This is a genomic window from Roseococcus microcysteis (assembly GCF_014764365.1).
GTDB lineage: Bacteria > Pseudomonadota > Alphaproteobacteria > Acetobacterales > Acetobacteraceae > Roseococcus > Roseococcus microcysteis.
On record NZ_CP061718.1, the window covers coordinates 1,304,613 to 1,324,546 of the forward strand.

The following is a 19,934-nucleotide window of genomic DNA, read 5'->3' on the forward strand; positions in this document are numbered from 1 at the left end:
CGGGCACGCCCGCCGCGCGCGTCAGAAGCGCACGTTGTGGTTCGTCGTCAGGTAGTTGCGCACCCATTCCCGCGCCTCGGGCGCGATGGTGGTGCCGAGGCGATAGAGGGGCCCGATGGCATCGCCCGTGGCCTGCTCGTATTCGCCCAGGGCCGCGTCCTTGTTCGCGAGCAATTCGGGGTCGGTCATCATGGAGGCGAAGGCGGCCTTGTAGGTCTCCACGATGTTGGCGGGCGTGTTGGGCGGCAGCATCACGGGCTTCTGGGCCGCGAAGCCTGCGGTCGCGAAGGCCAGGTAGGCGTCATAGGCGACACCCGAGGGCTTGCGCCCGTGCATCATCTCATAGGCTTCGGTGAAGTGCGGGATGTCGGGGAAGGTCGGGTCGCGCTGCGGCACGCCCTGCGCGTCCACGACACCCCAGGAAAACAGCGGCACGGCATTGCCCGCCTGCACCATGGGCACCACCTGCCGCAGATAGGCGGAGCTGGTCTGGTAGTCGATGCTGGCCTCGCCGCGCTCCAGCGCGAGGCGCCCCTCGCCGCGGCCGCGCATGCCGAAGACGTGGCGCACGCGCAGGCCCAGCGCCTCGAAGGCCAGCATGGGCACGACGTCGAGCGAGGTCGCCCCCTGGCTGGCATAGACCAGCTCCTGCCCGCGCAGCCGGCCCAGCTCCGACGCATTGGCCACGCCGAAGCGCGCCGGGATGTAGCAGACGCCGCCGGTCGGCGAGACGAAGACGGGCGGCATGTTGGCGTAGCTGAAGCGCACCCGCCGGTCGCCCAGCAGGAAGGGCACCTGGGTGGAACCGGAGGTGCCGATGAAGCTCATCCCGTCCGGCCGCGCGCGGGCGTAGAAGTCGTTGGTGCCGGTGATCGAGCCGCCGCCGGGCACGTTGCGGATGATGATGGTGGGCCGCCCCGGCATGTGCCGCGACAGGAAGGGGGCCAGGAAGCGCGCCCAGACATCGCTGCCGCCGCCCTCGGCGAAGGGGATGACCCATTCCAGCGTGCGGCCGCTGAAATCCACGCGCGAATCCGCGCGCGTCTGGGCCTGCGCCACGACGGGGGCTGAGGCGAGGGCGGCGCCGCCGGCCATCAGGGTGCGGCGGGTGATGGGGCTCATGATGGACGTCTCCCTGGAATCGGCTTTTCGCCCAGGCCGGCGCGCGGATGGGCTTTGCAGCAGGCTTGCCGGGCGGATGCGCCAGGGTCAAGCCAGGATTGCATGTAGCCCGTGGCTCCGCATGTCCGGTCACGTCACGCACCTGACAAGCGCGGCCAGCGGGGAAACGCCACCACGGGTTGCGGGCCGGCAGGAAAAACGGAGAAATACGCCGCATGCGTGCATTGTCTCTCGCGCTTCCGTAAAATAACGCCAATACGGCGTATTCCTTGGTTGTGACGTTCTGCGAATGTTGCGGATAAGTCTGGCGCGGTGACGCGGGGGAAAACCGATGGGGGGTTCACGAATTCGCCTGTGGCGCGGTCACTGCAAAGTGGCGCTGCGCCGTGGTCTGTTCCTGACCTCACTTGCCGCGACCCTGCCGGTCATCGCCCAGGCCCAGCCCGCGCCACCCGCCATCGCGCCGCAGGAGGTGCTGCGCGACATCGTGCCCCCCGCCCCGCCGCGCCTCTCGCCCGGCCTGCAAGGTCCGGCCATCACCGCGACACCCATCGCCCCGGGCGCGCCCGATGTGCGGATCGGCCGCGTCAGCCTCACCGGCAACGAGACCCTGCCCGCCGCGCGGCTCGAACGCCATGTCGCGGGGCTGGCGGGCCGCCAGGTGAGCCAGTCCGAGATCGAGGCCGCGCGCATCGCGGTCCTGACCGAATACCGCCAGGCCGGCTATCCCTTCATCAGCGTGGCCATCACCGGCGAGCCCGGCGCCGAGGGCTTCGACCTCAGCGTGACGGTGCGCGAGGGGCGCATCGCGCGCGTGCGCCTCAGCCAGGATATCGGCCCCGCCGGCGTGCAGGTGCTGCGCTTCCTGGAGGGCGCGGTGTCGGAGGGCGCCGCCTCGGTCGCGCGGATCGAGCGCGCGCTGCTGCTGGCGGGCGACGTGCCGGGTGTCACGGTGCGCGGCGTGCTGCGCCCGCTGGAAGGCGGCGTGGCGGGGGAGCTGGAATTGCTGGCCGACGTCTCGCGCCGCCCCTTCTCGGGGCTGCTGACGGTGGACAATCGCGGCTTCCGCCTGACGGGGCCGGTGCAGTTCCTGGCCCTGGCCCAGGGCAATTCCTTCACCTCGCTGGGCGAGCGGACGGAGGCCGCCTTCTTCACCTCGGCCGAGGCGGAATCCCTCTTCGGCCAGGCGACGACGGAATTCTTCGTGGGTAGTTCGGGGCTGCGGGTGCGGCTCTACGCCGGGGCGGGGCGCACCACGCCCAGCGGGCCGCTCGCAGAGATCGGCTATGCGGGCTTCACCACCACGGCGGGCGTGGCGCTCTCCTACCCCGTCATCCGCAGCCGTGCCATGAACCTGACGGTCGGCGCCCAGTTCGACATCTTCGACAACACGGTGGACACGGGCGCGGCGCCGGCGGTGCGGGCCAGCCATGACAGCCTGCGCGTGCTGCGCGCGGGCTTCGACGGGAATTTCCGCGACACGCTGCTCTCCTTCGCGCCGGCGGCCGCGACGACACAGGGCCTCGTGCGCCTGCACCAGGGCATCGCGGCGCTGGGGGCCACGCGCGCGGGCAGCCTGCCCGGCCCTTCCCGCCGCGGCAGCGATGCGGGCTTCACCAAGATCTCGGGCGAGCTGACGCGCACCCAGCCGCTCCTCGCCCTCAGCGAGAATGCGCTGTTCAGCCTGCAGGCCACGCTGGCCGGGCAATGGAGCGATGCCGTGCTGCCGGCGGCCGAGAAATACTTCCTGGGCGGCAACCGCATCGGCCGCGGCTTCTACACGGGCCAGGTGAGCGGTGACCGCGCGGTGGCCATCGCGCTGGAGGCGCAGCTCGACCTGCGGCTGCCGAATTTCACGCTGGAATTCACGCCGGGCCAGCCCACCGAAATCCGGCACAGCGCGCAGCTCTACATGTTCTACGATGCGGGCCGGACCTACGAGAACCTGCCCACCGACCCCGACCGCCGGGTGGAATCCTTCGGCGGCGGGGTGCGGACGGTGTTCAACGACGTCTTCCACCTCGACATCGAGGCCGTGCACCGCATCACCCGCCGGGTGGATGCGGGCGGGGCCGCGGTGCCGCCGCTCGCCGCCACGGCGGGCTATGTGCGCGCGCTGATGCGGTTCTGAGCCGACCCAACCCTTCCGCCCCCGGCCAGCATGGCCGTGGCCCGATGCTGGAGCAACCGAGCATGGCCCCGAAGAGCATGGCGAAGAAGATCCCGAGCATCGCGGCCTGGGCCTCTCCCCGCGCGCTGCTGCTGGGCACGACCGCCCTGCTGCCGCTGGCCATGCTGTCCCCGGCCCAGGCCCAGGCGCCCAATGCCATGCCGACCGGCGGCCAGGTCACGGCCGGCCAGGCGCTGATCCAGCAGCAGGGCAACCGCACCCAGATCACCCAGGGCAGCGACCGCGCGGTGATCGACTGGCAGCGCTTCGACGTGGGGCGCGACGCCACGGTCAACTTCACCCAGCCCAGCCAGAATGCCTGGACGCTGAACCGGGTGAACACGCCGGACCCGTCCATGATCGCCGGCCGCATCACGGCCAATGGCGGCGTGGCGATCGTGAACCCCTCGGGCGTCGTCTTCGCCGAGGGCGCGCAGGTCAATGTGGGCTCGCTGGTGGCGAGCGCGGCCGGCATCACCAACCAGAACTTCATGGCCGGGCGGATGGTCTTCGACGGCACGCCCAATCTCGGCGCGCGCGTGGAGAACCGCGGCGAGATCACGGTGGCCGAGCGCGGCCTCGCCGCCCTGGTGGCGCCGGGCGTGGCCAACCAGGGCGCCATCCGCGCGCGGCTGGGCACGGCCATCGTGGCGGGTGCCGAGACCTATCGCCTCGACCTCGCGGGAGATGGGCTGCTGTCCATCGAGGTGACGGGGGCGGTGCGGCAGCGGCCCGATGGCGGCGCGGCGCTGGTGACCAATTCGGGCGTCATCGCGGCCGAGGGCGGGCAGGTCATTCTCACCGCCCAGGCGGCGAGCGGGCTTGTCGAACAGGTGGTCCGCAACACGGGCCAGGTGACGGGCGCGCGCGTGGCCATCGAGGGCCGTGGCGGCGAGGTCGCCATCGCGGGCGGGGCGGTGACGGCGCCGGGCGGGCGGGTGGACATCACGGCCCCCGGCGCGGGGGTGACGGTGGCGGCGGGGGCCCGCGTCTCGGCCTCCGGTGCCGCGGGCGGTGGGCAGGTGCGGGTGGGCGGCAATGGCACGGCGCGCGCGCGCGTGGAGGGCCGGGTCGCCGCGCGCGGCACGGGGCCGAACGCGCGCGGCGGCCGCGTGGCCGTGCAGGCGACCGAGCGGGTGACGGTGGCGGCGGGGGCGGAGCTGGATGCCTCGGGCGGCGCGGGCGGGGGCGAGGCGCTGGTCGGCACCACGGGGCTCGGCCGCGCCCAGACCATGGCGCGCGAGACGCTGCTGGAGAATGGGGCCACGGTGCGCGCGGACGCGACCGAGGCGGGGCCGGGCGGCGTCATCGTCGTGAACAGCGCCGAGCGCACGGCGATGGCGGCGCGGCTTTCCGCGCGCGGCGGCCCACAGGGGGGCGATGGCGGCTTCGTCGAGGTCTCGGGCATGCGGGGCCTGACGCTTAACTTCGCGCGGGTGGATGTGGGCGCGGGGCCGGGCGGGGCGGCGGGGACGCTGCTGATTGATCCGCGCAACATCATCGTGCGCGACACGGCGGCGAACCCGCCGGAGGAGACGGATGGCGCCCTGTCTGGCGGCGGCTTCACCACCGATGGCGCGGCGGGCGACCCCACCACCGTCATCATCACCCCGGCCGACATCGCGGGCTTCGCCGGCAATGTGACGCTGGAGGCGCAGAACAGCCTGGTGGTGGCGAGCGCCATCACCATGCCCGCCCATTCCCTGACGCTGCGAACGACGAATTTCGGCGGCACGGGCATTGCGGTGAATGCCCCCATCTCCGTGCTGACGGGCAGCCTGACGCTCACCTCCAACAGCGACATCGTGGTCAACGCCAACCTGTCGGCGAGTGGCGGCGTGAATTTCAACGCCACCTTCGGCATCACGGGCACGGGCGGCGTCACCACGCCCGGGACGCTGCGCGTCCGCGGCTTCGACGAGACCGACGCCTCGGCCGCGCAGGGGTTGAACCTGACGGGCACGCATGACGTGGGGGCGCTGGACGTGCGGGGTTTCGACGCCTTCGTGTCCTTCGCGCAGGTGGCCCCGCTGGTCGTGACCCGGATGGAGGTGGGCGCGGGCGGGGTCGCGGAGCTGGGCTCGGACGGGCTGATCTCGGGCGGCAACATCACGGCGGGCGACCTCGTCATCCGTGGCGCCGCGATGGGCACCAGCCGCGCCGGCGGGCTGGAGGTGACCGGCACCAATGCCGTGGCGCGGCTCGATGCGCGCACGGCCGACGCGGCGCTGACCTTCGCGCAGGCGGGCGGCTTCGAGGTGGTGCAGGCCAATGCGGGCACAGGGGATGTCACCCTGGGCTCGGACGGGACCATCACGGGCGGCCATGTCGTCGCGGACACGCTCATCATCCGCGATGCCACGTTGGGGGCTTCGGCGCGGGCGCGCTCGACCTGACCGGGGCGGGCAACGCCATCGGCACGCTCGACGCGCGGACCATGGGTGGCAACCTGGCCTTCGCCCAGATGGCGGGCTTTTCCGTCACCAACGCGGTCGCGGCCTTCGCCGATGTGACGCTGGGTTCGGACGGCGTCATCCAGGGCACGGGCGGGGGTGGCAACAACCTCATCATCCGCGGCGCCGACCTCGATGCGGCGAGCCGCGCGGGCGGGCTGGATCTGGTGGGCAACTTCTCCGGGACACTCGACGCGCGGGTGAACGACGCCGCCCTGAGCTACCGGCAGAACAACGGCTTCGAGGTGGCGCAGGCGAATGCGGGCACGGGCGATGTGACCCTCGGCTCCAACTTCGCCATCACGGGCGGCAATGTCACGGGCGGCACGCTGATCATCCGGGGGCTGGGCCTCGCCGAGACGCTGGCGGGCGGGCTGGACCTCCGCGGCAACGCCATCGCCACGCTCAATGCGCGGACCTCGGGGGCGCTGACCTTCGCCCAGGCCGGGGGCTTCGCGGTGGCCCGGGCGGCTTCCTCCGCCGGTGACGTGACGCTGGGCTCGGACGGGGTCATCTCCGGTGGTGGCGTGGCGGGGGGCACGCTGACCATCCGCGACGCCGGGCTCGACATGGCGAATGGCCGGGCGGGCGGGCTGGAGATCACCGGCACCAACACCATCGCCACCCTCAACGCGCGCACCGACAACGCGGCGCTGACCTTCGCGCAGGCGGCCGCCTTCACGGTGGCGCAGGCCAATGCGGGAAGCGGCGATGTCACGCTGGGCTCGGACGGGATCATCTCCGGCGGCGGCGTGGCGGGGGGCACGCTCTTCATCCGCGACGCCGGGCTCGACCTCACCGATGGCCGCGCGGGCGGGCTGGACATCACCGGCACCAACGCCATCGCCACGCTCGATGCGCGCACGGATGGCGCGGCGCTGACCTACCGGCAGGGCGCGGGCTTCACGGTGCTGCAGGCCAATGCGCGCAGCGGCGCGGGCACGGGCACGGGAGACATCGGCGGCGCGGTGGAGCTCGTGGCCACGAACGCCGACAGCAACCTGGTGGTGGACGGCCCCGTGCAGGGCGGCAACATCCAGCTCCAGGGGGGCGCGCGGCTGACGATCCAGGGCCCGGTGCAGAGCGTCGCGCCGCCGCTGGACTTCGCCCAGGGCCACATCACCCTCGCCACGACCGAGGCGGATGGCTGGATCGTGCAGGGCGCGGGCGGGACCGTCACCGCCCCCGATGCGCGCTCCATCGTCATGACGGCCGATGTGCTGACGCTGGCCGCGAACATGAGCGCGGGCGCATCGGGCCTGGTGGAGTTCAACCGGCTGAGCCCCGGCCGCATCACCATCGGCCTGGGCGGCCCCGGCGCCACCGCGTTCAACCCGGCCCTTCTCGCCAGCTTCCTCGGCACCGGGCATCTGCGCCTCGTGGCCTCCGATTCCGTGCAGGTGCTGTCGGACCTGACCCGCACCACGGGCGAGCTGACGCTGCGCGCCACCTCCGCCACGGGCACGACCATCGCGGTGGACGCGGCGGTGAATGCCGGCGCGAACCCCGTGAACCTCGAGACGCCGGGCGGCATCCTGGGCAGCGGCGTCATCACCACCAACAACCTGGTGGCGCGGGGCGACGGGAGCCTGCTTTCGCGCGCGGGCAGCGTGAACCTCACGGGCGACAACCAGGCCCAGCGCCTCAATGCGCGCACCGATGGCGGCGACATCGCGTTCCGCAACGCCGCCAATCTGCGCGTGACGCGCATTGACGCCCTGGGCACGACCGCGGGCGCGGTCGGCATCACGGTCGCCGGCGCGGGGCTGCTGCTGGAGGTGGCCAACGACATCTCGGCCGGGCAGCTCACGATGGTGGCCGACAACATGGCCATCGCGACGGGCGCGCCGGCGCTGATCGTGCCGGGCGGCGCGGTGCGGCTGCTGCCCTTCACCACGGGGCGCGCGGTCACGCTGGGGGCTGAGGTGGCGGGCACGCTCTCGCTCTCCACCGCCGAGCTTGCCAGCATCGGCGGCGCGGGCATGGACGGGACCACCAACCCGGCCACGGTGTTGCGCATCGGCGCCGGGCCGTCAGGCGACATCCGGGCCGGCGACGTCACGGTGGCGGGCGATGTGGACCTCGGCGGGCGCGTGCTGGCGCTGGAGATTTTCGCGGGCGGCGACCTGACGGGCGCGGGCGCCATCACGGTGGGCGATTTCGGCGCGGTGGCGGCGGGGAACCTCGTGCTGGACGGCGCCAATGCCGTGGCGCGCCTCGCCGGCATCACCGACACGACCACGGTGAATGGCGTGGTGCTCACCGGTGTGTCGCTCTGGGGCGGGACGCGCAACACGGACGCGACCGCCCTGCCCGCCGACCGGAACCCGGACCGGCTGGAGTTCCGCAACACGGCGCCCGCGCTGACCGTGGCGGGTTCGGTGCTGGCCTCGGGCAGCGGCGGCCTCGTGCTGACGCAGACGGCCGACCTGACGGTGAACAGCAACCGCTGGGTCGCCGCCGAGGCCGGGGCCCTGCAGGTCAATGTCACGGGCAGCCTGCTCAACAATGGCACGCTGGTCGCCACGCCCATCGCCCTGAATGCGGGCGGGCCGGATTCCCATGTGCTGGCCGGCGGCGGCACCAACAACGGCACCATCGCGCTCGGCCTCGACGCCACGCCCGCGCCGGATGGCACGCGCATCGCCGGCATCGCCACCAATAACGGGCTGATGGTGGCGCGGACCATCACGGGTATCACGGACAATGCCGGCGCCCTCATCACCGGGACGGGCATCGCCGGGCAGTTCGGCACGGTCTTCGTCGGCGACCGGACCGTGGCCGGCCCGCTGGTCAACACCGGCACCATCATCGGCAATGTCACGGCTGATTCCATCGTGAACCAGGCCGGCGGGCGCATCCTGGGCGGCACCATCCGCGCCACTGCGGGCGACATCACCAATGCGGGCGTGATGCTGGGCACCGCCATCGAGGCCCGGGGCAGCGTGCTGCAAAATGACGGCAGCATGGGCGCGGGTGGCGGCAGCGCCACCGCCGAATTCAGCCTGACCTCGGCCCAGGCCCGCACGGGCGCCCTCACCGGCGGCGCGGCACCCGCGACCCCGCCCGCCACCGTCACCGAGACCCTGGGCGCCGCGGCCACCATCCTGGCCGAGACGGGCGACATCACCCAGGCCGGCGGCGCCTGGGGGGCGGCGCCGGACAGCGTCGCGCTGCCCGGGGGCGGCACGCTGCACTTCATCGCCGAGGCGGGCGACATCACGCAGACCGGCGGCACCATCACCGCGCCAGGCATCACCGCGCGCGCGGAAGGGCTGATCCAGCTCGACCAGGCGGGCAACAGCTTCGCACGGATCGGCGTCTCGCCCGGCAGCCTCCCGCTCTTCGCCGACGCCCCCGCCATGGGCGCCTTCGGCATCGGCGCGGCGACGGGAGAGGTGCGCCTCACGACCCAGGCCAGCACGCTGACGGTGGAGGCCGGGGGCGGCATCCGCGCCGGCGCCGATGCGCTGCTGCGCGTGGAGGGTGGCGGCCTGGTGGTGGACGCGCCCATCCGCGTGGGCGCGACGCGCAGCCTGACCCTGGTGGCGGACGACATGGCGCTGGGCGCCGTGGCCGGCGGCATGACGCTGGTGGCGCCCGGCGGCACCGTGCGGCTGCTGCCCCTCACGGCGGGGCGCGCCATCACCCTGGGCACGGAGGTGGCCGGCACCCTCTCGCTCACCAGCGCGGAGCTGGCCCGCATCGGCGGCGCGGGCGCGGATGGCGCGACCGGCGCCGCGCAGCGCCTTCGCATCGGCGAGGCGGCGGCGGGCGCCATCACCCTCACCGGCGATGTGCTGCTGCGCCAGGATGTCGCGCCCAGCGACGCCGCCAGCCTGACCGATACCATCGGCGGGGCGCGCGTCGCGGCGCTCGAACTCGTCTCCGGCGCGGGCATCACGCAGGATGCGGGCACGCGCGTGAGCGTGGCCGGCCTCGCCGCGCGCGGCCTCGGCGGCGATGTGCTGCTGGATGACGGCGCGGCGCCAGGTGCCGCCAGCGGCAACGCGATAGACCGCATCATCGCCGGTACGGAGCTGGGCACCCTGCGCACACCCGGCGCGGAGCGCACCCAGGACGGGCTGCGGGCCAGCGGGAACCTCACCCTGTCCACCTGGCGCAGCCTGACGGTGGAGGCGCCGGTCACGGCGGGGGGCGACGCGGTGCTGCGCGTGGCGCCGGGCGCGGCCCCGGGGCCGGCGGGCGTGCTGACCGTGGACAACAGCATCACGGTGGGCGGCGGCCGGTCGTTGACCCTGGTGGCCGACGACATGGCGCTGGGCGCCGTCGCGGGCGGCATGACGCTGGCGGTGCCGAACGGCGCGGTGCGCCTTGCGCCCTTCACCCTCGGGCGCGGCGTGACGCTGGGCGGCGACGCGGCGGGCACGCTCTCGCTCAGCACGGCGGAGCTGTGGCGGATCGGCGGCACGGGCGCGGATGGCACGACCAACCCCACCTCCGTGCTGCGCATCGGCGCGCTGGACGGGACCACGGTGGGCGACATCACCCTGCCGGGCGCCGTGGACCTGCTCGACCGGGTGCGGGCGCTGGAACTCTACGCGGACGGGTCCATCACGGGCTCGGGCACGATCTGGGTCCACGATTTTGGCGCCGTGGCGGGGCGCGACCTGGTGCTGGATGGCGACAATTCGGTGAGGCGCCTCGCGCCGCTGACCGATGCGGGCACGGTGAATGGCGTGGCCCCCAACCTGATCTCGCTCTGGGGCGGGACACGCAACTCGGACCCGCTGGCGCGGCAGCCCGACCGGCTGGAGTTCCGCTCCGTGGGTGGGGGTGCGACGTTCGATGTCGAGGGATCGGTGCTGGCCTCGGGCAGCGGGGGGCTGCGCCTGTTCGTCGCCTATCACACCATCAGGATCCCGCAGAACCGCTGGGTGACCGCCGAAGCCGGCACGGTCTCCGTCGTCGGCGTGGGCGTGATCAACGAGGGAGGGATCTACGCGCAGGACCTCTCGGGCGGCACCGTCCAGAGCGGCCTCATGGGCTCGTTCGAGAACACCGGCGCCATCATCCTGGGCTGCGGCTGCGGTCCCGCCGACACCTCCATGATCCAAGCGGAGCACGGGGTGAACAATGGCGGGCTGATCGTCGCGGGCAGCATCTTCGCGGGCAGGGGTTACTTGAACAACGCCGTCGGCGGCGAGCTGCGCGCGCACCACATCCATGCGAGCGACGGCCTCGTCAATACCGGCCGGTTGGCGGCGGACGAGATTGTCAGCGGTCTCTTCAATGCCGGCACCCTGGTCGCCGGGACGATCAGGGGCGGCTTCAGCAACTACAGCCTGCTCGCCGCGACGGAGATTCAGGGCGGGGGAATACTGAACCACGGCCTGCTCGTGACCCAGGGCGCGACCGTCCCGAGCCTGGTCAACCAGGCCGGCGCGCGGATCGAAAGCGGCACGGGGCAGATCGCGCTCAACCTCGCCATGCCCGACGCCCGGGCCGCGGCGCTGGCGGGCACGACCGCCCCCAGCGGCGGGGCGCTGGCGCTGGGCACCACCCGCGGGGGCGACCTTGCTCTCCAGACCACCCAGGGCGGGCTGAGCAATGCCGGGGCCATCGAGGCGGACGGGGCCGCGCGCCTCCACGCCGCGGGCGACCTCGCCCTCACCGCCGGCTCGGTTCAAGCCGGAGGCAGCCTGGAACTGTCGGCCGGCCAGGATGTGCTGCAATCGGGCGGCAGCCTCGTGGCCGGCGGGGCGCTGCGCCTTATGGCCGGTCGCGACGCGCTGCAGACCGGCGGCACCGCGCAGGCGGCCAGCCTGGGGGATGCGGGCGGCGCCCTCACCATCGGGCGCGACCTGGACTGGCGGATCACGACGCCCGAGCTCTTCGCCATCACGGCGGGGCGCGACCTCGACCTGCGCGTGGCGGGCGGGCCCGTGGCGCTGCGGGGGAACCTGCTTGCCACGGGGGGCGACCTCACGCTGGCGGTGCCCGACGGCACGCTGTCGCTGGACCCTGGGCTCTCCGTCATCGCCGGGGCGTCGCTGGCGATGGAGACGGGCGGCGCGCTCTCGGCGCCGCAGGCCACGCTCTCGGCGGGCGGGGCCATGACCCTGACGGCGGGCACGGGCCTTGCCCTTGGCGGCGGCAGCCTGACGGCCGGGCCATCGCTCGGCCTCACGGCCGGCGCCGGAGGGATCAGCCTGCGGGATGTGGTGGCGCGGGCCGAGGCGGGGGGCATCACCCTCAGCACCACCGCGGGGGCGAGCCTTCGCAACACCTCCCTCACCGCCGGCCAGGGGGTGGAACTCCAGGCGGCCGGCGATGTGGTGGTGAACCCCAGCACGCTGGTCGCGGGCGGGGCGATGCGCCTGGTGGCCGGCGGCGCGCTGGATGTCACGGGTGGCGCCATGCAGGCCGGGCTCGGGCTGCTGCTGCGTTCGGACGGCGGGATGCGCCTCTCGGGCGTGGCGCTGGGGGCCAGCACGGCGCCCGCCGCGACACCGGCCGAATTCCAGCCGCTGCGGCTTGAGGCGGGGGCCGACATGTCGGTCACGGACAGCGCGCTGCGCGCCGAGCGGGCGGAACTGGTGGCGGGCGGCACCCTGACCACCGCGGGCAGCGGCTTCGCCGTCGGCACGGGGCTGCTGCTGGCGGCCCCGGGTGGGATCGGCCAGGCGGGCGAGGCACCGACGAATGTCGCGGCGCTCGACCCGGCCCGCGCATCGCTGGTCATTCTCGACACGCGTCGTGGCGTGGCCGTGGTGCGCCTGCCCGACGCCCTGACGCCCGCGACGACGGACCAGCCGGGCGTGGCGCCCGCCAACCAGCGCTGGCAGGTGGCCGGCACGTCGAACCAGGAGGGCCAGCTGCTCTTCGGCGCCGATGACGGCAGCCCGGCCACACCCAGTTCCGCGCCGGCTGGGAACATCGCCTTCAACATGAATGCGGGGCGGCTTCCCGTCTTCGTGCTCATCAATGGCGGGACCGCCACCGGGCGGCTGGAGGCGGGCCGCCTGGGCGTGTTCGGCCGCCCCGGCAACCCGCTCGCCACCGGCCGCGCCTTCGAGGTGCTGGGCGAACTCGGCGGGATCAGCGGGGTGGCCACGGCGCGTCTGGGCCAGCTCGCCGGGGACCGGCGCGGCTTCGGCCCCGACTCTCTCGGGCTGAGCCAATACCGCTTCAACGACTGCGTGATCTCGTCCGTCAACTGCGTGGCGCCCGTCAGCTTCACCCTGCCTCCGGTCACGCAGGTGACCACGCTGGTGCTGATGAACCCCCTGCCAAGCCTGGATGAATCGGACGTGCTGCTGCCCAACGTCGCCGATGAGGATTACTGAGCCATGCGCCCCTTCGCCGCGCTGACCCTCTCCTCGCTGCTGGGCGCGGCCTTGCTCGGCGCCTGCGCGACGCCCCCGCCCGAGGCCTATGCGCCCCTGGCCCGCGAGCGCGCTTCCGTCGAGACGCGCCCCGTCGCGGCCAATGCGCGCGGCGAGGCCTGCTTCGCCCAGGCGGCGCGGGCGCCCGCCTTCGATGCGCCCGTGAGCCGCGCGGAGGAGGTGTTCTGCGGCGGCTGGACCCAGCCCTCCGCGCGCATCTACCGGATGGGCGGCGGGCTCACCGCGTCACAGGCGGCCGGCGGGGGCGCCTGGCGGGCCTGGCTCGACCAGCGCTTCGTCTGCGATGCACCGGTCGCCACCAACGTGGCCGGTGGGGCGCCGGCCCAGCTGCTGGCCTGCCGGAGGCGCTCCAGCGGGGCCGCGCATGTGGCGCTGGCCATCGAGGCGCCGGGCGGGCTGGTGCTGGCCGACGGCATTCCCGCCGCCATCCCGCCCATCGAGCAGATGGCGACGGGGGCGGCGGCCACCGGGGGGCCATGGCACGCTCCGGCGCCTTGCAGATCGCGGTCGCGCGCCTGGCCGCGGACCGCACCGGCGCGGCGGACGAGGCCCTGTATGAGCGCATGATGCTGCTGGGGCGGGAGCTGAACCAGGCCGAGAACTTCGCCGCCGCCGAGGACGCCTACCGCCAGGCGCTGGCGGTGCGGGTGGCGGCGCTGGGCAATGACCGGGACCCGAGCCTCGCCACGCCCATCATGCACATCGCGCTGAACCTCTCGAACCAGGGGCGCGTGCAGGAGGCCGAGCGCCTCTTCGCCCGCGCCGAGGCCCTGCTGCCGGGCGCGCCCGACCGCACGGCCGCGCCCCGCCTCGCGCAGTATCGCGCCATGCACGCGCTGAACCGCGGCGACCTGGCGGCGGCCGAGGCGGGCTTCGCCACGGCCGAGGCGGGATTTGGCGCGCTGGTGCCCGCCGGCGTGCGCGCCGGCACGCCGGCCGGCGGCCTTCTGCCCGAGCTGCTGGAACCGCAGGCGCAAAACGCCGTGCTGGGCCTGGCGGAGAGCATCCGCTACCGCGGCGTCATCGCCTCGCGCCGCGGGGATGACGCGGCCTCCCGCGAGGGGGTGCGGCGCAGCGCCGCCGTGCTGCGCGCGGCCGGGCTCGCGCCCGCCACGCTGGAGGGAAGGCGGCTGCGCACCGAAGGCGCCCTGCTGACGCGCGCGGGGCAGAGCCTGCCCGCGGCCCAGCTGCTGACACAGGCGAGCGCGCGGCTGGCCGCCACCCTGCCGGGCGAACGGCCGGTGGCCTCCACGCTTTTCCTCGCCGGCCGGGAATGGGTGGCGGCCGGCCGCACGGAGGAGGCGCTGGCCGCCTTCCGCCAGGGCGCCACGCTGCTGCGCGAGCGGCAGATCGGCGTGGCCGTGGCGGACCTCATCCCCTATCTCGACGCGCTGGACGCGCGGGCGCGGGCCCAGCCGGCCGAGGCGCCCGCCCTGCGGGCCGAGGCCTTCGCCGCCGCCCAGCTCGCCCGGCGCAACGAGACAGCGCGCTTCCTGGCGCAGGCCAGCGCGCGCCTCGCCGCCGCCGATGGCAATGAGGCGGTGGCCGCCGCCGTGCGCCGGCGCGAGGATGCCGACATCCAGCTCCGTGCCCTGCTGACCGAGCGCGACGCGCTGCTGGCCACGGGCCGCCCGGCCGGCGCGCTGGACCAGCGCATCGCCGCCCAGCGCGCGGCGCGCGAGGAGGCGGAGGCCGAGGCGCTGGCCGCGGCCCCGGGCTTCCGCCAGCTCCGCGACGAGGCGGTGTCGGCGGAGGCCGCGCTGGCCGTGCTGGGCCAGGGCGAGGCCATGGTGCAGTTCCTCCTCGGCCCCCGGCATTCCTACGCCCTGGCGCTGCGGCCGGGCCGTCCGGCGGCGCTGGCGCGGCTTTCCCTCACCGTGGCCGAGGCCGGGCGCCTGGTCGCCGCCACGCGGGCGGCGGTGGATGGCGAGGGGCCGCAGGGCGGGCGCCTGCCCGCCTTCGACACGGCGGCGGCGGCGGCGCTGCATGCCGCGCTGCTCGGCCCCCTCGATGCCTATCTGGAGGGCGCGGCCACGCTGGTGGTGGTGCCGGACGGGCCGCTGCTGGCCCTGCCCTTCGCCATGCTGCTGACGGGCCCGGCCGACCCTGCCAACCTCTCGGCCGCGCCCTGGCTGATCCGCCGCCACGCCATCGTCCACGCGCCCTCGGTTCAGGCGCTGGTGCGGCTGCGCGAGGCCTCGCCGGCCAGCGCGGCCCCGCGCCCCTATATCGGCTTCGGGGATTTCCTGCCGCCCGCCGAGGCGCAGCTGCGCGCGAGCTTCCCCGCCGCCACCTGCGGCGAGGATGCGGCCGTGGCGCGCGGCCTGGGCCGCCTGCCCGGCACGCTGGGCGAGGTGCGGGTCGCGGCCTCGATCATGGGCGCCGGGGCCACGCAGGTGCTGGGCCGCGACTTCACCGCCGCCGCCGTGGCGGGGGCGGGGCTCAGCCAGTATCGCATCGTGCATTTCGCGACCCATGGGCTGCTGCCCGGGGACCTCGCCTGCCTGACCGAGCCGGCGGTGATGGTCTCGAACCCGCCCGGCGCGGCCGATGCCGCGGGCAGCTTCGTGCCGGCCAGCGCCATCATGGGGCTGCGCATGGATGCGGACCTCGCCATCCTCTCCGCCTGCAACACGGCGGGCGCGGGGACGGTGGAGGGCACCGCCCAGGCGGCCGAGGCGCTGTCGGGCCTGGCGCGCGCCTTCTTCGTGGCCGGCGCGCGCGGGCTGCTGGCGACGCATTGGCTGGCCTCGGACGCGGCGGCGCAATTCATCGTGCCGGTGATGCTCTCCGCGCAGAACCAGGGCACGCCGAGTGCCGCCGCGCTGCGTGCCGCGCAGCTCGCCCTGCTGACGGACCAGCCGGGGCGGCCGAGCCTGGCCCATCCCTTCTATTGGGCCCCTTTCGCCCTGCTGGGCGATGGGCGGCGCGGCGGGCCCACCCGCACCACCCAGGGCGCGCCCCTCGCCGCCGGGGGTAGCTTCCCGCCACGCCCAAGCCGCAACCGCCTTGTTGCGGCGGCGTTCTTCCCGCGAGCGCGCCATCGGCGCGCCCAGGATCAGGGCCGGGTCGGCCCCAGCGGGAGGATATGCCAATGCCAGTCGGTACCATCTTGATCATCGTCGTGGTGATCCTGCTGCTGGGTGGCTTCTCCGGCCGCATCGGCGGTTACGGCTATGGCTATGGCCATGGGAGCATGGGCGTGCTGGGCGTCGTGCTGGTCGTGCTGCTGGTCCTGCTCATCCTCGGGAGGATCTGAGCATGGCGCTTCGCCACATCGCGCTGGGCGTGGCGGCGGCGGGCCTGCTGGCCGCGGCGCCCGCCACGGCGCAACCCCGCTGGGAGGGCAACCCGCCCACCCATGTCGAGACGGTGCGCGACCTCGCCCGCATGTGCGACCCCCAGCGCGGCGGCGTGCCGCGGCTGGAGGCCATCGCCTATTGCCAGGGCTACATCACGGCCGCGGTGCAGTTCCACCAGCTTACGCGGCGTGGGGCGCCCCTGTTCTGCGTGCCGGGCCGCGGGCCCAGCATCGCGGAATCGGGCGTGGGCTTCGCCGCATGGGCGCGCGACAACCGCCAATACGCCAATGAACCCGCGCTCGACGGCATGCTGCGCTGGGCGCAGGTGAGCTTCCCCTGCCGTGGCCCCGGCCCCGGCCCGCGCCGGTGAGGAGAGACATGATGAGCATGCGAACCAAGGGCATGGGCCTGTTGATGGCGGGCGGGCTGATCCTGTCCGGCTGCGCGGGCCTCGATGACACCTCCCAGCGCACCCTGACCGGCGCGGCCGGCGGCGCCGCGGTGGGCGGCATCCTCGGCTCCTTCAGCGGCGACACGGCGCTCGGCGCGGTGCTGGGCGCGGGTGTGGGCGGCGTGGGCGGCTATCTCTACGACCAGTCGCAGCAGCCGCGCTACGACCCCCGTCGCCCGCCGCCGCGCCGCGACTATCGCCGCCGCTACTGATTTCCCCCCTTCCAACCCATTTTCGGAGACACGACCATGCGACGCTTCGCCCCCCTCCTGCCCGCCGTGATGCTGCTGGGCCTGGCCGCCTGTGGCGGCGCGGGCTTGACCGACCAGCAGCCCCAGCGCCCCGCCGCGCCGCCGGTGGCCTACAACCCGCCGCCGCAGGCGCTGACGCAGCCGGAGGCGGATGTGCGCTGGCACCAGGTGCGCTTCGCCACCGCCAGCACGCGCCTGACCGAGAGCGACCGTGAGACCGTCCGCGAGGTGGCTGCCTCCATGCGCGACGAGAGCGCGCTGCGCGCCACCGTGATCGGCCGCGCCGACCCGGTGGGCCGTGACCAGGCGAATATGCGCCTCTCCCGCCAGCGTGCCATGGCCGTCCGCGACGCGCTGGTGCGCGAGGGCGTGGCCCGCGACCGCATCGACACGCGCTGGACCGGCGACCGCCGCCCGCCCGCGGCCCAGGGCCCGGCCAGCACCGAGGAAGGTGGCGACCGCGTGGTGGACATTGCGCTGCAGCGGCGCGGCCAGGCGGACTGAGCCTGTTCCCGCACGCGGCCGCGCTTCGGCCGCGTGCGGACTTCACTACGGGTTGGAGACTGCCGGCGGTGCCGCGGTCTCCACGGGCGGCGCAGGGCTGGGCGGTGGCACCGCGCAGTTCTGTTCCCGCAGCGCGGTCTGGACCGCGTCATGCTCTCCGCGAAGGCGGCCGAGTTCCTCCCGACGATCCGTCGTGGCCGCCATCCCGATCAGCGCCGGCCAGAAGATGATCAACCCGACCGTCAGCAGTGCCGCATCCGCATTGGCGTTCTCCCGCTGGAGGTTCGCGACGCGGGCCACCTCGCCGTCCAGCCGGATGCGCTCCTCCTGAAGCTGGGCGCAATTCCAGGCCCGATAGGTGTTGGGACTGACATAGCGCGCCGCGATGTTCTCGGGCCGCGTGGCGCAGGCCGAGAGAAGCACGGCGCCGGCGAGGATGAGGGAAAGGGTGGGTCGGTTCATGGTCGCCTCCTTGCGAGACGGCCATCGAGACTCAACCAAAAGTCAGAATCGGACGGAATTTGATCACACGGAGGGTTTTGTACGTCAGTATTGGACGTTCACCCTTCACGGAAACATCCGGACAACACGATATTGCCGCCCCCCCGCCCGCCCCGCATCATGGAGCCCGTTCTTTCAAGAGGTTCCCATGTCGCACGGCCCCAATCGCAGCTTTCTCTTCGCCCCCGGGGACCATCCGCGCCGCGCGGAAAAGGTGCTGCAGGTGGGCGCCGATGCCGCCATCCTGGACCTGGAGGATGCGGTGGCGGTGGCCGCCAAACCTGGGGCACGCGAGGCGGTGCGGGCGGCGCTTGCCCGCCCCCGGCGCTGCCGCGGCTTCGTGCGGGTCAACGCCTTCGGCACCGAATGGTGCTTCGCCGACCTTCATGTCGTGGTGGGCCCGGCGCTGGACGGCATCGTCCTGCCCAAGCTGGAGGATGGGGCGGAGCTGGTGGCGATGGACTGGATGCTCTCCGCGCTGGAGCGCGAGCGCGGCCTGCCCCCGCGTGGCATCGAGGTCATGCCCATCCTGGAGACGGCGCTGGGCTTCTCCCGCCTGGGCGCGCTGGCCGCGCAGGCCAAGGCGCTGGGGGGCCGCGTGAAGCGGCTGGCCTTCGGTGCGGGGGATTACACGCTGGACCTCGGCCTCTCCTGGGGGCGCGCCGAGACGGAGCTGGAGACGGCCCGCGCCGCCATCGTGCTGCACAGCCGCGCGGCCGGGCTGGAGCCGCCCATCGACACCGTCTGGATCGAGCTGCGCGACGCGGAGGGCTATGCGGCCTCCTGCGCGCGGGGGGTGGCGCTGGGCTTCCAGGGAAGGCTCTGCATCCATCCGGACCAGGTGGGCGTGGCCAATGCCGCCTTCTCGCCCCCGCCCGAGGAGGTGGCGCGCGCCGAGCGCATCATCGCCGCCTTCGCCGAGGCCGAGGCGCAGGGCCTCGCCTCCATCCAGGTGGAGGGCCGCTTCGTGGACTACCCGATCGTGGAGCGGGCGCAGCGCCTGGTGGCGCTGGCGCGGGTGATCAGGGAAGCTCGGGAATCCGCTTGAGCGTCGCGCGGTAGGTGAAGCGCGGCGCCGGGTGGGCGCCTTCCGAAATCTCGTAGACGCGCCCCTGCCCGTCCAAATAGCGGCGGCGGATGAGCAGGGCGGGCGTGCCGGGCTCCACCTCCAACAGCTCCGCCTGGTGGGGCGGCACGCCGGAGGCGGCGATGTCCACCTCGATCAGGGAGGCCTGGATGCCGTAGCGCCGCTCGATCAGCGCGTAGAGCGGGCCGGGCAGCACGCCGAGATCGTCCAGCGCCTCGGCGTATTCGGCGCGGATCAGCAAGGTGGTGAAGCACAGCGGCGCGGTGGTGACGCGCAGGCGGCGGATGGCCTCGACGCGCACCCAGGCCTCGCCCTCGCCGCAGCCGATCTGGGCCGCGGTCTCCGCATCGGCCTCGAATTTGCGGGCGCGCAGCACGGTCAGGCGGGTTTCCTGCGGGTATTGCAGCAGTTCCGCCATGTCCGTGATGTCCTGGACGAAGCGGTCGGGCGTGGCGAGCGCCAGCACGGTGGTGCCGCTGCCCTGGCGGCGCTGCACCAGCTCCGATTCCTCCAGCAGGCGCAACGCCTCGCGCACCGTGTGGCGGGAGACGGCGAAGGTGGCGCACAGCTCCGTCTCGGTGGGCAGCATGGCGCCCACGGGCCAGACGCCGGCGCGCAGCTGGGCCGTCAATTCGTCCGCCACCTGGCGGTAGCGCGGACGGGTGTCCGCCTGCTCGCGCTTGTTCATTCCCAGTCCCGGGCCCGTGTTCATGGGTTTTCCAT

At 73.9% G+C, this 19,934-nt stretch carries 13 protein-coding genes; 10 read left to right on the forward strand and 3 right to left on the reverse strand.

Annotated elements, in window-relative coordinates:
* Positions 1-21 precede the first annotated feature (21 nt).
* On the reverse strand, positions 22-1,122 hold the full coding sequence (locus ICW72_RS06210) for a Bug family tripartite tricarboxylate transporter substrate binding protein (protein ID WP_191085419.1): 1,101 nt from the start codon (positions 1,120-1,122) through the stop codon (positions 22-24).
* A gap of 373 nt (positions 1,123-1,495) precedes the next feature.
* Here ICW72_RS06210 and ICW72_RS06215 point away from each other — a divergent pair, with 373 nt between their 5' ends.
* From ICW72_RS06215 to ICW72_RS06255, 9 genes are all read left to right on the forward strand, one after another.
* On the forward strand, positions 1,496-3,253 hold the full coding sequence (locus tag ICW72_RS06215; protein WP_191085420.1) for a ShlB/FhaC/HecB family hemolysin secretion/activation protein: 1,758 nt from the start codon (positions 1,496-1,498) through the stop codon (positions 3,251-3,253).
* Between the two features lie 62 nt (positions 3,254-3,315).
* Positions 3,316-5,688 (forward strand): two-partner secretion domain-containing protein, encoded by a 2,373-nt coding sequence (locus ICW72_RS06220; protein WP_191085421.1) that lies wholly within the window; start codon positions 3,316-3,318, stop codon positions 5,686-5,688.
* A gap of 41 nt (positions 5,689-5,729) precedes the next feature.
* Positions 5,730-13,055, forward strand: coding sequence for a beta strand repeat-containing protein (locus tag ICW72_RS06225; protein ID WP_191085422.1), 7,326 nt, complete (start codon positions 5,730-5,732; stop codon positions 13,053-13,055).
* A gap of 3 nt (positions 13,056-13,058) precedes the next feature.
* The gene (locus ICW72_RS06230) at positions 13,059-13,682 is read left to right on the forward strand and encodes a hypothetical protein (RefSeq protein WP_191085423.1); all 624 of its coding nucleotides are present in this window, start codon (positions 13,059-13,061) and stop codon (positions 13,680-13,682) included.
* Positions 13,592-16,231 carry a CHAT domain-containing protein gene (locus ICW72_RS06235; RefSeq protein WP_191085424.1) on the forward strand — a complete coding sequence of 880 codons (2,640 nt, stop codon included), beginning with the start codon at positions 13,592-13,594 and terminating at the stop codon, positions 16,229-16,231. Before ICW72_RS06230 ends, ICW72_RS06235 begins: the two co-directional genes overlap by 91 nt.
* Entirely contained in the window at positions 16,210-16,374 is a 165-nt protein-coding gene (locus tag ICW72_RS06240) for a DUF3309 family protein (RefSeq protein ID WP_184383574.1), read from the forward strand. The genes ICW72_RS06235 and ICW72_RS06240 overlap by 22 nt, the downstream gene beginning before the upstream one ends.
* A 2-nt stretch (positions 16,375-16,376) precedes the next feature.
* On the forward strand, positions 16,377-16,787 hold the full coding sequence (locus tag ICW72_RS06245; RefSeq protein WP_191085425.1) for a Rap1a/Tai family immunity protein: 411 nt from the start codon (positions 16,377-16,379) through the stop codon (positions 16,785-16,787).
* 8 nt (positions 16,788-16,795) lie between these two features.
* Entirely contained in the window at positions 16,796-17,080 is a 285-nt protein-coding gene (locus ICW72_RS06250) for a glycine zipper domain-containing protein (RefSeq protein ID WP_223880865.1), read from the forward strand.
* Positions 17,081-17,116: 36 nt separating this feature from the next.
* Positions 17,117-17,623 carry an OmpA family protein gene (locus ICW72_RS06255; RefSeq protein WP_223880866.1) on the forward strand — a complete coding sequence of 169 codons (507 nt, stop codon included), beginning with the start codon at positions 17,117-17,119 and terminating at the stop codon, positions 17,621-17,623.
* Positions 17,624-17,668: 45 nt separating this feature from the next.
* Here the strand turns inward: ICW72_RS06255 and ICW72_RS06260 are convergent, their stop codons facing one another.
* Positions 17,669-18,085: a hypothetical protein gene (locus ICW72_RS06260; RefSeq protein ID WP_191085426.1), complete on the reverse strand. Its 417-nt coding sequence runs from the start codon at positions 18,083-18,085 to the stop codon at positions 17,669-17,671.
* 187 nt (positions 18,086-18,272) lie between these two features.
* On the opposite strand from ICW72_RS06260, the gene ICW72_RS06265 reads away from it, so the two are divergent.
* Positions 18,273-19,172 carry an HpcH/HpaI aldolase/citrate lyase family protein gene (locus ICW72_RS06265; RefSeq protein ID WP_191085427.1) on the forward strand — a complete coding sequence of 300 codons (900 nt, stop codon included), beginning with the start codon at positions 18,273-18,275 and terminating at the stop codon, positions 19,170-19,172.
* Here ICW72_RS06265 and ICW72_RS06270 read toward each other — a convergent pair.
* A complete protein-coding gene (locus tag ICW72_RS06270) occupies positions 19,147-19,899 on the reverse strand; it encodes a GntR family transcriptional regulator (protein WP_191085428.1) in 753 nt (250 codons plus the stop codon). The two genes, ICW72_RS06265 and ICW72_RS06270, sit on opposite strands and share 26 nt — an antisense overlap.
* Positions 19,900-19,934 lie beyond the last annotated feature (35 nt).

What these genes read in the sequence shown, in the direction of transcription:
- ICW72_RS06235 (WP_191085424.1), top strand. Translation starts at nt 13,592, where the DNA reads ATGGCACGCTCCGGCGCCTTGCAGATCGCGGTCGCGCGCCTGGCCGCG.
- ICW72_RS06250 (WP_223880865.1), top strand. Translation starts at nt 16,796, where the DNA reads ATGATGAGCATGCGAACCAAGGGCATGGGCCTGTTGATGGCGGGCGGG.
- ICW72_RS06220 (WP_191085421.1), top strand. Translation starts at nt 3,316, where the DNA reads ATGGCCCCGAAGAGCATGGCGAAGAAGATCCCGAGCATCGCGGCCTGG.
- ICW72_RS06230 (WP_191085423.1), top strand. Translation starts at nt 13,059, where the DNA reads ATGCGCCCCTTCGCCGCGCTGACCCTCTCCTCGCTGCTGGGCGCGGCC.
- ICW72_RS06260 (WP_191085426.1), bottom strand. Translation starts at nt 18,085, where the DNA reads ATGAACCGACCCACCCTTTCCCTCATCCTCGCCGGCGCCGTGCTTCTC.
- ICW72_RS06225 (WP_191085422.1), top strand. Translation starts at nt 5,730, where the DNA reads ATGGGTGGCAACCTGGCCTTCGCCCAGATGGCGGGCTTTTCCGTCACC.
- ICW72_RS06255 (WP_223880866.1), top strand. Translation starts at nt 17,117, where the DNA reads ATGCGACGCTTCGCCCCCCTCCTGCCCGCCGTGATGCTGCTGGGCCTG.
- ICW72_RS06245 (WP_191085425.1), top strand. Translation starts at nt 16,377, where the DNA reads ATGGCGCTTCGCCACATCGCGCTGGGCGTGGCGGCGGCGGGCCTGCTG.
- ICW72_RS06240 (WP_184383574.1), top strand. Translation starts at nt 16,210, where the DNA reads ATGCCAGTCGGTACCATCTTGATCATCGTCGTGGTGATCCTGCTGCTG.
- ICW72_RS06210 (WP_191085419.1), bottom strand. Translation starts at nt 1,122, where the DNA reads ATGAGCCCCATCACCCGCCGCACCCTGATGGCCGGCGGCGCCGCCCTC.
- ICW72_RS06265 (WP_191085427.1), top strand. Translation starts at nt 18,273, where the DNA reads ATGTCGCACGGCCCCAATCGCAGCTTTCTCTTCGCCCCCGGGGACCAT.
- ICW72_RS06270 (WP_191085428.1), bottom strand. Translation starts at nt 19,899, where the DNA reads ATGAACAAGCGCGAGCAGGCGGACACCCGTCCGCGCTACCGCCAGGTG.